General features: G+C 40.8%; 11 protein-coding genes. 2 read left to right on the forward strand and 9 right to left on the reverse strand.

The genetic code is table 11. From position 1 onward, the window contains the following. Nucleotides 1-17: 17 nt before the first annotated feature. The 5 genes from CWC14_RS10675 to CWC14_RS10695 form a co-directional block, all read right to left on the reverse strand. A complete protein-coding gene (locus CWC14_RS10675; RefSeq protein ID WP_138562837.1) occupies nt 18-1,085 on the reverse strand; it encodes a pentapeptide repeat-containing protein in 1,068 nt (355 codons plus the stop codon). Nucleotides 1,086-1,419: 334 nt separating this feature from the next. Beyond that, the gene (locus CWC14_RS10680) at nt 1,420-2,511 is read right to left on the reverse strand and encodes an IS91 family transposase (RefSeq protein ID WP_138562839.1); all 1,092 of its coding nucleotides are present in this window, start codon (nt 2,509-2,511) and stop codon (nt 1,420-1,422) included. Next, nucleotides 2,508-3,341, reverse strand: coding sequence for a tyrosine-type recombinase/integrase (locus CWC14_RS10685; RefSeq protein WP_063528612.1), 834 nt, complete (start codon nt 3,339-3,341; stop codon nt 2,508-2,510). The genes CWC14_RS10680 and CWC14_RS10685 overlap by 4 nt, the downstream gene beginning before the upstream one ends. Nucleotides 3,342-3,736: 395 nt before the next feature. Next, entirely contained in the window at nt 3,737-4,591 is an 855-nt protein-coding gene (locus tag CWC14_RS10690; RefSeq protein ID WP_138562841.1) for a PA4780 family RIO1-like protein kinase, read from the reverse strand. 269 nt (nt 4,592-4,860) lie between these two features. Next, complete coding sequence (locus CWC14_RS10695) at nt 4,861-6,846, reverse strand: ligand-gated channel protein (protein WP_138562843.1); 1,986 nt, start codon at nt 6,844-6,846, stop codon at nt 4,861-4,863. Between the two features lie 121 nt (nt 6,847-6,967). Here CWC14_RS10695 and CWC14_RS10700 point away from each other — a divergent pair, with 121 nt between their 5' ends. Together CWC14_RS10700 and uvrA are read left to right on the forward strand one after the other, a co-directional pair. Next, on the forward strand, nt 6,968-7,852 hold the full coding sequence (locus CWC14_RS10700) for a LysR family transcriptional regulator (protein WP_138562845.1): 885 nt from the start codon (nt 6,968-6,970) through the stop codon (nt 7,850-7,852). A gap of 259 nt (nt 7,853-8,111) precedes the next feature. Continuing rightward, nucleotides 8,112-10,676 (forward strand): excinuclease ABC subunit UvrA, encoded by a 2,565-nt coding sequence (gene uvrA, locus CWC14_RS10705; protein ID WP_138562847.1) that lies wholly within the window; start codon nt 8,112-8,114, stop codon nt 10,674-10,676. A 91-nt stretch (nt 10,677-10,767) separates the two neighbouring features. On the opposite strand, the gene CWC14_RS10710 is transcribed toward uvrA, so the two are convergent. From CWC14_RS10710 to CWC14_RS10725, 4 genes are all read right to left on the reverse strand, one after another. Next, nucleotides 10,768-11,163: a DUF2798 domain-containing protein gene (locus tag CWC14_RS10710; RefSeq protein ID WP_249928740.1), complete on the reverse strand. Its 396-nt coding sequence runs from the start codon at nt 11,161-11,163 to the stop codon at nt 10,768-10,770. Nucleotides 11,164-11,313: 150 nt separating this feature from the next. Continuing rightward, the gene (locus tag CWC14_RS10715) at nt 11,314-11,562 is read right to left on the reverse strand and encodes a DUF4282 domain-containing protein (protein WP_138562851.1); all 249 of its coding nucleotides are present in this window, start codon (nt 11,560-11,562) and stop codon (nt 11,314-11,316) included. Nucleotides 11,563-11,639: 77 nt separating this feature from the next. Next, nucleotides 11,640-12,209 (reverse strand): hypothetical protein, encoded by a 570-nt coding sequence (locus CWC14_RS10720; protein WP_138562853.1) that lies wholly within the window; start codon nt 12,207-12,209, stop codon nt 11,640-11,642. 1 nt (nt 12,210) lies between these two features. Beyond that, nucleotides 12,211-13,425 carry a murein transglycosylase domain-containing protein gene (locus tag CWC14_RS10725; RefSeq protein ID WP_138562855.1) on the reverse strand — a complete coding sequence of 405 codons (1,215 nt, stop codon included), beginning with the start codon at nt 13,423-13,425 and terminating at the stop codon, nt 12,211-12,213. Between the last annotated feature and the right edge of the window lies 1 nt (nt 13,426).

Genomic DNA, 13,426 nt, shown 5'->3' on the forward strand with positions numbered 1-13,426 from the left:
GACCTCCGGCTACCCGATTAGGTTTTAGTTGCCACATAACTCTCACAATTCTCGGTAACTTTTGTAACCAATGCTTGAATATTACTTTCACAATACTGAATCTGATCAAGAACCCAAGGGTAGCGCTTAAAATGCTCAAACATACCATATTCTCTTTGTGTTTCTTCTATTACAGGTTGAACTGGTAAAGAGGGAAAGTTTGGGATTATTTGAGTAAGCTCCTGTGGAATACTTTTAGGGCTTGATAGATCAGCAACAACAAATTTAGCTAGAGATGCCAAAGTAATAATAGTCTCGGTTACATCTCTATTACTCGGGCCTTCAAAATCAAAAAGGACAGGAAGATAACCTCTACCTTGTAATTCTGTTTTAATGGTATCAAGAACAGCTTTTCGTTCTTCTGTAAATCTACCTAAAATCAAAACAACTTTAGAAGTGATTGTGTCAATTACATCCCTAATTTTTGAGTTATTGACTAACAGTGAAATAAATTGAGCCATTTCGATAGTTGGAACTGTAATTGATGTTCCTTCTTCTTCAATTAAGATATTGCTTTGGGTGCTTCCGTCTAAAATCAAATCCCACGCAGATATACCGTAAACCCTGGCTTCATTTATAACGGTATCTGTAAAGTCTGTTTTTACTAAGCTCATATTACTTAATTTAGTGGAAATAAATTTTGAGCCTGAAAAATTTGTTTCTTCAGCACTGCAATATGAAAGATCTGCGTTTGTAAAATCACATTCATGGAATTCTGCTGAACCTATTTTTGAAACCGCTAGGCTAGTCTCTTCAAAACTACAGTTTTGAAAGAAAGAGAAGCAAATATCTGAGAAGTTGAGCGAACTACCAGCAAAAAAGCAACTTATAAAATATGAGTTTCTTGCTGTAATTCGGTTTAGGTTCATGTGCGATAGGTTGTAACCCGTAAATTCTGGCATGTCATACATTTCTTTATATGTATGGACGTCTTTTTCAAAATCTATATCAGAAAGATCAGGAGTTAAATTAGGATTTTCATCTCTCCAAGCATTCCATACTTGAGAGCCTTTTTTGAAGATTTCCACATGTTCGGCTATTGCCACAAAACTCTCCTAAAACCTAACATTTTAGTATTTATGCGACACGCAGTTTGTGTTGCATAATCGCTTGTTGGACTGAGCCGCTACCTACTCGGTGTGTCAGAGTTGGTGTTGTTTATGCTATGGGAATTTGCTTTTTCTGGCCTAAGCGATATCAAGCCAACGTTACTGGCGAGCCTATCGCATCTAAGCTATCCCTGCTTTACTCAGCGTTTATTATGCTTCCATTACACCTAAATTTGCCTTAAGAAGCAATTATATTTTTACGCACGCAGAGGTCGTTAGCCTGAGCAATTAAGCAGGTTAACTCATTGATTTTAAGCAGCAAGCAAGGCTGCTAACTCGTTCGCACTATTTCATTTGTCGGCGTATCTGAATTCATCACACCAATAAATCGTAAAATACCCACCTTGCATGACTGACAAAACCAATGCGGTATTAATGGTTCTTGCTCTACCTTCGGCTTCACCGCTTTGCATGGGGTTACTGATGCTTGAGCCTTTATTAACCCTAACTTTCGCTTGCGACACGCATTAGCTAAAAAGCCGTAGTGGCGAATGCGCATAAACCCTTTAGGCAATACATGTTGTAAGTAGCGCCGTAAAAATTCATCACAACTCAGCGTCATGACTTTATCGCGGTTGTTATCTGCATAATCGCGGTATTTAAAGCTCACTGTTTCTTCAGTCGCTGACACTAATCGCGATTCTGACATCACGCCTTTTCGGGTATAACGAGCAAGGTAACTAACTAGCTTTTCACTGTACGTTAAACAGGCTTTGCTATACACGCACCATTTGGTTGGCGTGCTTACCTTCGCGAATGAACTATCGCATTCATTGAGCGCCGCCAGCATTTTCCCTCTGAACACTGTTGATAATGCTTTAACGGGGTATAAATAGCCTTTTTCTATTTCATGCCAGTGCGCTTTATCAAGCGCGCCTGCGGGTATCAAACAGTGTAAATGGATATGCTGACCTAAGTTTTGCCCCCACGTATGCAGTACACTTGTCATGCCTAACTGACCATGCCTCTTTCGTTTCGCAAATTTACTCAGCGTTTGCCATGTGGCTTTGAATAAACACTGATACAACGCGTTTGGGTTGTAGTGCGCAATGATATTCAACTCATGCGGGAGTGTAAAAACAAGGTGGAAATACCTACATGGTAATAAATCCTCCTGCTGTTTTTGCACCCATTTAGCCGTAGCCATGCCTTGGCAACGCGGGCAATGACGGTCTCGACAGCTACATCCAATCTTTTGCGACTCCCCACAGCTATCACATTGCCATGCTTGATAACCGAGCTGACCCGTTCTGCATGATTGAAGGTGCTGACACACGCGCAGTTGTTGATAACTCACCGTATGATGTTGGCGATAACTCTCAAGGCTTGAGTTTAAAATATCAGCGAGGTGTAAGGCGTTCATTGTTTACTCCAGCTCGCAAGCAAATCAATGCCGCCATGACCTAACTCTGGTAACCAATGTAAGTAACTTTGTGTGGTTTTAATATCACTGTGGCCAAGCTGATGTTGCAGTTGATGAAGTGGCATACCTGATTCAAGTTGGTGTGTTGCATAAGCATGGCGTAAAGTATGTGGATTACAGTGCTTTAAGCCACACGCTTGTGCATGTTTTCTCAATGGCTTCCTGAAGGTTGATGCTGACATAGGTTTATCCATTAATAACCGTGAATAGAACATCCAACCTGTTGGGTGATACATTTTCCAATAACAACGTAATTGAGCCAGCACGCTATCTGATACAACCACATAGCGTGATTTATCCCCTTTACCTTGTTCAATTAAAATAGTTTTACGCTGTCCATCGATATCTTGCACTTTAATGCGTAGCAGTTCATTAATACGTAAGCCACACCCATAGCACACCATAATCAATGTTTTTAAGCGCATATCGGTGCAACTTTCTATAAGCCGTCGCATGTCATCGCGCGATAAATACGTGGGTGCGCGAAGTTTTACTTTTGGCAGTACAATATCTAAGTTAAGTGGCCGATGTAAAATATTCTTAAACAAGAACCAAATACTGTTTATCTGTATTTTTTGGCTTGCTCTAGAAAGTTTACGAATCGCAGGATCGTTAAAAAAGGCGTTAAGTTCCTCATCAGTAATCGAATCGAGCGGTTTATTAAAATAATGACTGAGTTTTAGTAAATGTTCACAGTAGCTTTTACATGTACTTTGCGAATAACCACGATAGGCTATTTCAGTTTTGACTTGTTCAATGAGTGTATTCATGACTTACCTCCAAGTTATGGGATAACCCCAAGGTAAGTGTGGCTCAAATGATAAGAATAGGATCTCCGCGTAGCGGCTTAGTTCAACAATTTAATAGTGCGCTCATCGCGCATATTTCTGCCGACTTAACGCTCATTTATCTAGCTTATATAGTTTTAACAAATAACCTAAGGTATTACTATCACAAAGTTTTCTAAAACTTTTAAGTAAAATTAAATGAAACAATATGCGCGCGTCGCTCATTTTCATGAATATATGAGCAAAGGGCTATTTAGCTAATTAATTAACGACGATTTTTTTTGCCAATTTCAATGCCCGATTATCGCTCATACCTACATGCTAAGTTTAATCTAATAATTATGACTATAAACAAAACTTAGCACGTAAATTAAAGGTTATTGCTCATCGGCGTCACGAATGCGTTCTTTACGCTCTTGCTCTTCATCAAAGGCGGCTTGAATTTCGTCAAGTACTGAATCTACATCTGCAGCTTCGCCATCGTCTTCAAATTCGCCACTGAGTTTTGAGTGCGGGGTTAAGTTAGCATCTGCAAACAGTGCCCACATTTCTTTGGCATATTGCGTATGTAATAACGCCGGTGCAAATTGGCCATAATAGCGGCGCATGTTATTTACATCGCGGGTAAACATGGCTTCGGCGCTATTATTGGCAGAGGCGTTAACCGCTTGGGGTAAATCAATAATTACTGGGCCGTTGCTATCAACAAGTACATTAAACTCCGATAAATCACCGTGAATAATCCCAGCGCACAGCATGAGTTTAATGTAGTGCATCATTAATGTATGTTGCTCAATGGCTTGTTGCTCGGTTAAATCAACTGCACCAAGCTGAGGTGCAACATCACCTTCATCATCGCTTACTAGTTCCATTAACAAAACACCGTCAATGCAGCCGTAAGTTTGCGGTACCCGAACACCCGCTAAAGATAAACGCGACAGCGCGTCAACCTCGGCATTTTGCCAAATTTCTTCTTCTAATTGACGGCCATAGCTTGAACGCTTACCCATAGCACGGGCTTGGCGGCCACCACGTACTTTTCGCCCTTCTTGATATTGCGCGGCTTTTTTAAAACTGCGCTTACTGGCCTCTTTGTACACTTTAGCGCAGCGAATGTCATCGCCACAGGCCACCACAAATACATCGGCCTCTTTACCGCTCATTAACCGGCTGATCACTTCATCAATAAAACCATCATCAACTAATGGCTGTAAGCGTTTAGGTATTTTCAAACGACACCTACTAAAAATACAGGGTTGGCTTTTTGTTTTGCTATGTGGTTCAAACGAGGCATACCTTTGGGGATTGAAGAAAGTTATAAATTATTAGTAAACTTTAAAGTTACATTTAATGACTAAATTACGCAGCTAGAATAAGCGACTACAGCTAAAAAGCCAACCGCCTTTTTTGCTTTTTAAACATTATTGAACAAGAGCCGAGATAAAACCAAAAAACGAGCACGGTTTAGCGTACTCGTTTACTTTATATTATTAAAAAGTGTTTAGAACTGCCACACTAAAGACGCCCAATAGCGACGGCCATCTTCAACATAACCATACTCTTGCTCTGTGATCTCTTTATCAAGCAAGTTGTAAATTCCAGCACCAAGTTTAACGCTGTCACTTAGCTGATAATTAGCACCTAAATTGGCAATGGTATAATCAGGGGCAATTAAACTACTTTGTGAAGGCCCTGTGGTAGGCTGGCTTTCTTCACCACGATATTGCACACGTAACCATCCGCCTAACTTATCTGTTGGACGCCAATTTAAAGACGTTTGTAAACTATGTTTTGGTAGCTGATTAAGTGGGCTCCCCTTATATTCACCGGTTTTTTGCTCTGAGTCGGTGTAGGTATAACTGGCACTCACATCAATTTCAGTTGAAATATCGTAATCTACTGATAGCTCAATACCTTGGGTTATTGCTTCATCCACATTAATGTACGTAGTTGGCATGGAGCCGAACTGATTTGGGCCATCTGTGCACTGCGTTAATGGGCATGCTATACGAGTTATTTTGTCATCAAATTCATTATAAAAAACGATTGTCGATATGCTTAAATCGCGTCCAGAATCATAGTAAACACCCATTTCATAGTTAACTGACTGCTCAGGCTTTAAGTCAGGGTTACCATAAATATTACCGCCACGACTCACTTGTCCCCATTGAGCAGTAGATTGGCGAATATTTGGCGCACGGAAACCGGTTGATATGCCGCCTTTGATGGTGATCGCTTTAGATGCGCTATAAACACCATACAAACGTGGGCTCCAATGACCGGCAAAATTGCCATCATGATCGTAACGTAGGCCTGCGGTGAGCTTAAAGTCATCCGTTGCTGCCCACTCGTTTTCACCAAAAACAGACCATTGCTCGTTTTCTACATGGGTTAAGTCGCTAATTTTATTGCTTGTATAATCATCCAATGACTCTTTTAGATAGGTCGCACCAAACGTAGAGTTATGCTCACTAAATAGCGGTAAACTCCATGTCGTTTGAATGTCGGTATTTTCGACAAACATTTCACGTGAGTTATTATCAAACTTATCGTATTTAATGTAACTACGCGACGATCCAAACTCATAAAAACCATTGTGTGACATAGAGTATGTTTGTTGCTCATACTCAGTAGTTGCTGATTCAGGGCAGCCACGTCGACCACAGCTTTCTCCTGGAGCAAGCTCGGCAACTGTTTTGCCGAGGGTTTCATCTAATGTTTGTTTTGCCGAGCCAAGTTCAAACATTAATTCGTGACTATCATTAGGTGTTAATGTGAACTTAGCTTTTACATTACTTTGTTCTTTGCCTCGAAATCCTGCAGTAAAATCATCTTCATTTCGCTTTGAAAATTGACCGTATAATTGCACGCCCAATAGATCTGGAATAATGCCACCAGAAGTGAAAAAGCTGGCTTGGTTTATATCACCTGACTGGCTTTGCTCTTGAATGGTGCTGTCTAAACGCAGTTCTCCATACCACTGCTCTGGCGCTTTACGGGTAATAATATTGATCACACCACCAATAGCATCAGAGCCATACAACGACGACATAGGGCCACGTATTACTTCAATACGTTCAATCGCTGAAATTGGCGGCGTCCAAGCACCCTCTACGCCCGGGCCATCACTATTTGGTCGTGTTTCTCTTGAACTTTGGCGTTGTCCATCAATTAAAATAAGCGTGTATTGGCTTGCCATACCACGCAAGCTAATATCTTTTCTGTCACCTCCGCCAGTCACTATTACACCCGGGATATCAGCCATTGCGTCGGTTAAGTCACGATAAAAGCGTTTTTCTAGCTGCGCTCTGTCGATAACACTAATACTTGCAGGTGCCTCTTTGAGCATTTGTTCGTAACCAGAAGCAGTGACAACCATTACTTCCATATCTTGTTTTTTTTCATCAGCAAAAGCAGGGTTAGCAATTGCAAAAGTACTTAAAATAAATGCAGTTACCGGCCTTAACTTACAACTTACCGTGTTCATGATATTTCTCCGTGACATTTAGCATGTAAATGATAATAATTAGCGTTTGCGATAATAGTGAGAAGTTCCCTTTCTCACAACGCTATTTTTATTAAAGCTAATTTAAGTAAGGCTTAACGGTATGAGTGATAAGTTAACTAAAACCCTGAATATATTTGTTCGCACAGTACAAACGGGAAGTATGAGCAAAGCTGCCGCAGACCTTTTAATGACAACCTCTGCAATTAGTCAGCAAATAAAACAAATAGAGCAAGATGTAGGTTTGAGTTTATTTAATCGCAGCCCTCGGGAATTAACGCTTACCGAGGCGGGTGAGCTGTATTATCAAAGTTGCTTACAAATGCTTGCCGTTGCAACAGCTACTTCAGAACAATTACAGCATTTACAAAACTGTCCGAGTGGGCAATTAAAACTAGCCGCCCCTGTTGGTTTTGGTGGTGGGTTATTAAGCGAGCCTGTAAAGCATTTAATTAGCCAATTTAGTGATATAGATGTGCACTTAACGCTTTCTGACGAGCCGATTGATATGATCAGAACAGGTATAGATTTAGTGCTGGCAATTGGTCCTCTCGAAGACTCAAACTTAATTGCACGCCAACTCGCTAGTTGGCCATTAATACTGTGTGTTCATAAAAATCATGCACTAGCACAGCAACCAAAAATCACACTGGATGACCTAAAAGCGCATAACCGCATTGCACATATAGCTGTTGATCCGGCGCTTACGCACCTTACCCGCGGTGAAAGCACAACACTACCAAAAGCGCGTATTGCCATTAATAATATGCAAACTGTGATTCAATTTGTTCTCGACGAGTTAGGCTATGCTATTTTGCCAGAGCCTGAAGTACGTAATTTTTTAGCTACAGGAGAACTTTTAGAAATATGCACGGATTGGCAGCTTCCCCATTACGATGTATTTGCTCTAACGCCTGCACGCGACACGTTAGCAGCAAAGACAAAAGCTGCAATTAAAGCACTTAACGCATCATTTTCAGCTATTTAAATAACCTAAGTTCAGTTTAAGGCTTGTTTATAGTTAACTAATTGCAAGCCAAACTCCTACCTGCATCATTTAAATCCCCGCAATACGATTCAGTCAATTAATATTATTGTCTTTGGTTAAAGTTTATTCTAGCAGTTTTTCTGTTATGTAAACGCAAAACTAGCATATAGCTAAGCGCTCATTCAGTAAGACTGCATTATTATTAATACTTTATAGAACATTAATAAACACAGGATTATTACACAGGAGTATATATTACATGGCAACCACACCTAAAAAGTCACATGAGGTTAATAATGTACAATCGGCCTTATTAAACCCAGAGCACAGCATTCAAGTAAGAGGCGCACGTGTTCATAACTTAAAAAATGTGGATGTAAACTTGCCTCGTAATTCACTTGTGGTGTTTACCGGTATATCGGGCTCGGGTAAATCATCGCTCGCCTTTGGAACATTATTTGCCGAATCGCAACATCGTTATCTTGACTCGGTTTCACCTTATGCACGCAGATTAATTGATCAGGTAGACGAGCCTGATGTAGATTCGATCGAAGGACTGCCACCAGCGGTAGCATTACAACAACAGCGTGGTGCACCCTCGGTACGTTCATCGGTGGGTAGTGTAACCACTATATCTAACGCGCTGCGAATGCTTTACTCACGCGCAGGCGAATACCCCAAAGGGCAAGGCATACTGTACGCCGATGCGTTTTCGCCCAATACGCCTCAAGGCGCCTGCCCAGAGTGCCATGGTATTGGCCGCGTTTTTAACGTAACCGAAGAGCTGCTAGTGCCCGACCCCACTAAATCAATTAAAGAGCGCGCCATTGCAGCATGGCCGCCGGCTTGGCAAGGTAAAAACCTAAGCCGTATACTTACTTCTTTAGGCTACGATATTAATAAACCGTGGAATACCCTGCCTAAAAAAGCCCGTGATTGGATTTTATTTACCGACGAAACACCTACAGTGCCCGTGTTTCCTGAGTACACACTTGAGCAAACACAAGCGGCAATTAAAAATGAAGAAAGCCCTAGCTACATGGGTACATTTACAAGTGCTAAACGTTTTGTTTTACAGTCGTTTACGAGCACTCAAAGCCCACGTACTAAAAAGCGCGTATCGCAGTATATGCAAATATCACAGTGCCCGCAGTGCGAAGGAAAAAAACTCAAAAAAGAGTCGTTATCGGTTAAAGTAGCTGGTCTTGATATAGGCGAAATTTCGCAGCTAACACTCAATGAGCTGGCAGATAAGCTAAGGTTTGCTGCTAATAATCCCACTAAAAGTAACGCTGCAAACCCCGAAAAAGCCATAGTTGCAAAGCGTATAGCAGGCGACATTCTTAAACGCGTTGAAGCACTCACCAAACTTGGTTTAGGGTATTTATCGCTTGAACGCACCACCCCATCGTTATCGCCCGGTGAATTACAACGCTTAAGGCTTGCAACGCAAATTCGATCAAAATTATTTGGTGTAGTGTATGTGTTAGATGAACCCTCAGCAGGTTTACACCCTGCCGATACACAAGCCTTATTAGCCGCACTAGATGAGCTAATTGCCGCTGGTAACTCAGTGTTTGTGGTTGAGCACGACGTAAGTGTTATTCGCCATGCCGATTGGGTAGTTGATGTAGGACCAAATGCGGGCTCCCGTGGCGGTAATATTGTTTATAGCGGCCCTGTTGCAGGCTTAAAGCAAATTTGTAACTCACACACGAGCCAGTATTTATTTAAAAATGACGAATCTCAGCAAGCTCAAATACAAAGTAAACAACGCCCAGCAAAAGCATGGCTAACGCTTAAAAATGTTGAGCGTAATAACTTACAAAAACTTAATGTAGAATTTCCGCTTGGGGTTATTACAAGTGTTACAGGGGTATCAGGCTCAGGTAAATCAAGCTTAGTAAGCCAAGCGCTTGTTGAATTGGTTTATGATGCACTAGGGCAAAAATCGCAGCCACAAATACCTACAGATGAAGCCGAGCTACTCGAGCAAGAGCTCGATATAACAACTGGCGGGCAAATAACTCACGGCATTGAACACATAAAGCGCTTGGTAACGGTTGATCAAAAAGCCATTGGCCGCACACCTCGTTCAAACCTTGCAACTTACACGGGCTTATTTGATCACGTACGTAAACTGTTTGCCAATACCAAAGAGGCAAAAGCGCGTAAGTACGATGCCGGTCGCTTTTCGTTTAACGTTAAAAAGGGTCGATGCGAAAATTGCGAAGGCGTAGGCTTTGTAAGCGTGGAGCTGTTATTTTTGCCTAGCGTGTATTCGCCTTGTCCTGTATGTAACGCCAAGCGTTACAACCAAAAAACACTCGACATTACCTATAAAGATAAAACTATTGCCGATGTGCTTAATTTAACCGTTGAATCAGCGCATACATTTTTTGCCGACGAACCTATTATTTTACGTGCGCTAAATGCGCTCTTACAAGTAGGCCTTGGCTATTTACGTTTAGGCCAACCTGCTACTGAGCTTTCGGGCGGAGAGGCCCAGCGCATAAAGCTTGCCACAGAGCTGCAACGTGCGCAGCGCGGCGATACGCTGTATATTTTAGATGAACCAACCACCGGCCTACACCCAAAAGATGTAGCTATGCTAATGGCGCAGTTAAATGGCTTAGTTGATGCTGGCAATACCGTTATTATGGTCGAGCACGATATGCAAGTGGCCAGCAACAGTGATTGGGTTATTGATATTGGCCCAGGAGCCGGCGACGAAGGCGGCTTAATTGTTGCTCAAGGTAAACCAGAAGATGTGGCTCAATCTAAGCATAGCCGCACGGCAACGTTTTTAAAAAGCGCACTTTAGCTTTTTAAAAACCGCTCTAATTTAGGTTTTACGGTAACCGACATAACAAGCATTAATGTTAAACCAATGGGTAGCGCGGCTAATAGCCCCTCTACCCACGCGTTATAAAATAAGGCATATTGGCAAAACCTATATTGTTAGTGGCAGTTACAAACGCCATTAGCGACTCCATGGTAAGCGCCATAAAAACACTAATCACTAAATTGCGTTTTAGCTCACTTGCTTTTGGTAATAATTTAGCCACCAAGGTATTCATAAGGGCTGTCATTGCTAACCCCACAGGGGCCATAACCAACACAGCACTTAAAAACGAGGTAAACCAATCCATATAAAGATGCTCAGTTATACCTACATTTGTGTAAGTCATAATGCCTGTTAAGCTGCCGCCTACAAAAACAATAATACTTACCATCACCATTATTTTATAAATTACAGGTGTTTTTTTAGGCTCTACGAGCGCAGAATTTACTAAAGCAGGCGTATTCATTAAACAGGTATTTCTCTTAAAATAGATGACAAAATCAACTATGGCAAATTAATTGATAATATCAACTACTTTCTTTTGGTTAATTGGGCCGCCAAAGATTAAAAGTAGTGGTAACACTCAATGCCACCACTACTTTATGAGAATTTAAATTTATTCTGATTTATTAGCTATTTTTTGAAGATTTTCATGAATTTTAAATAGTACAATTAATAGCTCACACCAGATGCGCGCACCAATCGCCCCACCAACAATTATGGCCAAACCACTAATCAAACCACCACCATACTTAGCAAACATTGTTGTAACACCTGAGATCAAAGTGCCTATTAAAATTAACCAGTAAACAAATGTAATTATTTTTGGGGTTAACATTGAATCAAAAAAGAATATATCTTTCATTTCAGTCCTTCATAACTCCGTTCAAAAATACTAGTTTAGCGGAGTTAGAAACTAAACTACTAATATAGAATTTTTTATTAGTTATTTAAATTTTCTAGCTCTTTTTCAAGTTCTTTGATCGCTTTTTGGGCTTTGAACTCTTCGTAAAGTGCTTCACGCGAACTAGGATCTAAACGCTTACCAGATTGAGCTACTAGGTTATTAAATGTTTCTTGTGTATTGCTAATTACAACTAATGTACAAAGCTGCTTTACACCGTCTAATTTCGCAAATGCCACTTCTTGTGGCACAGCACCCACAAGGCTTTGCTGTGCAACCTGTTTGCTTACTTGCTCAAAAGTACCGCCAACATTTAGCTCATCATTACTTTGTGCTTTACGTTGGTATAGTTTATCCATAACACTTGCTTTAACTTGTATCTGCTGGGATAAATCGGCGCGTGCTGCTGCAATTGCTTGCGCTCTATCTACAGCCATACTTCCAGACCATGGCACACATGATGATGATGCCAATCCCTTTTCTGAAACAGGTAGTAATACCCAGCTAGGTACCGAGTCATTTTTAGCAAGCGGTTCTGATTGTGTGTTTTCAGTGCTTGAACACGCACCTAATGCCAAAGCGGCTATGACGGGTAAAAACTTCTTCATTTTAAATTCCTTTCAATTGTTCTTGGTAATAAGCGGTACGTTTAACCACTTTTTGTAAATAATTACGGGTTTCTTGAGCGGGTAAATTATTAATCATTAATGTATAAACTTTATCAGCAGACATACTATTGGCCGCTATGCTTGCTTGATTTAGCGATTTAGAACCGCTAATTGTTTTAGCAACATTACCAGGGCCTGTATTGTAAGCGGCTATACTCATATAGAGCCGAGACTCTTCATTTCGAATATTTTTAAAGTAGCGATTAGTTAAAAGATGTATATAAGTACTACCTGCTTCTACATTGTTATCTGCCTGAAACAAATATTCTGGACTCAATAATAATGGTTTTCCTTGCAAAAAATTACTGACATCTTTACCAGCTGATGTAGGTACTATTTGCATTAATCCAAACGCTGGGATTGGCGAGCGTGCCAGCGGATTAAAGCTAGACTCAGTATGAATAATAGCAAGCAACAGTGCAGGGTCCAGTTTATAACGAGCAGCTTGAGTATGTACCTCGGGCAAATACCGCTTAGCCTGGTTTGACAAATTATTGGCAGGCAATGCATAACTCACTTTTACCCTATCTTTTTGCTTAGTAATAACGGGAGCATTTGCTGATAAGGTTTGCCTGACCGCATCAACTGATAAAACAGTTTGTTCAGTGTCTGTTTGAGGCCTGATTACTTTTCCTATAGGTACCGGTGAAGGGCCTCTATTTGACTGACCTGTAGATATATTAGAATTACTTCTAATAGTATGATTAGCTGCTATGTATACGGGGTCTTTTGCAAGCGTGTTTGCTACCGACACCTGCGACAATGCGGTTAATTGCTGATTTGCATATTTAACTGCTTGCTGATCATTTTGGCTATTTAATAGTTCCACAACGACTTCACCGCGTTCAAAATTTACACTAGTGCGTGTATTTAAATCTTCACTGTATTCAACCCATACCTTGGAGCTTGGTAAACTTGGATCTTGCCATTTTTTATTTACCTGTTTTAAGTAGGTGTTTTGTGCATCACGCCATGCACTGACAAAGGCATCAAACTCTTTTTTTTGCTGTTGTTCAAACTGATTAAACTCACTTTGTTGTTGCTTTAAAAAGGCTGCAAACTCAGCCTCTTCGCTATTTTCAGCAACGCTTGGCATACTAAAATTAACACAAAAAAACATGCCTAGTATGCCAAAACACTTAGCGTTTATACGCATT

The sequence above is a fragment of the Pseudoalteromonas sp. S3260 genome, from assembly GCF_005886925.1.
Classification (GTDB): domain Bacteria; phylum Pseudomonadota; class Gammaproteobacteria; order Enterobacterales; family Alteromonadaceae; genus Pseudoalteromonas; species Pseudoalteromonas tetraodonis.

What these genes read in the sequence shown, in the direction of transcription:
- CWC14_RS10695 (WP_138562843.1), bottom strand. Translation starts at nt 6,846, where the DNA reads ATGAACACGGTAAGTTGTAAGTTAAGGCCGGTAACTGCATTTATTTTA.
- CWC14_RS10680 (WP_138562839.1), bottom strand. Translation starts at nt 2,511, where the DNA reads ATGAACGCCTTACACCTCGCTGATATTTTAAACTCAAGCCTTGAGAGT.
- CWC14_RS10685 (WP_063528612.1), bottom strand. Translation starts at nt 3,341, where the DNA reads ATGAATACACTCATTGAACAAGTCAAAACTGAAATAGCCTATCGTGGT.
- uvrA (WP_138562847.1), top strand. Translation starts at nt 8,112, where the DNA reads ATGGCAACCACACCTAAAAAGTCACATGAGGTTAATAATGTACAATCG.
- CWC14_RS10715 (WP_138562851.1), bottom strand. Translation starts at nt 11,562, where the DNA reads ATGAAAGATATATTCTTTTTTGATTCAATGTTAACCCCAAAAATAATT.
- CWC14_RS10710 (WP_249928740.1), bottom strand. Translation starts at nt 11,163, where the DNA reads ATGAATACGCCTGCTTTAGTAAATTCTGCGCTCGTAGAGCCTAAAAAA.
- CWC14_RS10725 (WP_138562855.1), bottom strand. Translation starts at nt 13,425, where the DNA reads ATGCGTATAAACGCTAAGTGTTTTGGCATACTAGGCATGTTTTTTTGT.
- CWC14_RS10720 (WP_138562853.1), bottom strand. Translation starts at nt 12,209, where the DNA reads ATGAAGAAGTTTTTACCCGTCATAGCCGCTTTGGCATTAGGTGCGTGT.
- CWC14_RS10700 (WP_138562845.1), top strand. Translation starts at nt 6,968, where the DNA reads ATGAGTGATAAGTTAACTAAAACCCTGAATATATTTGTTCGCACAGTA.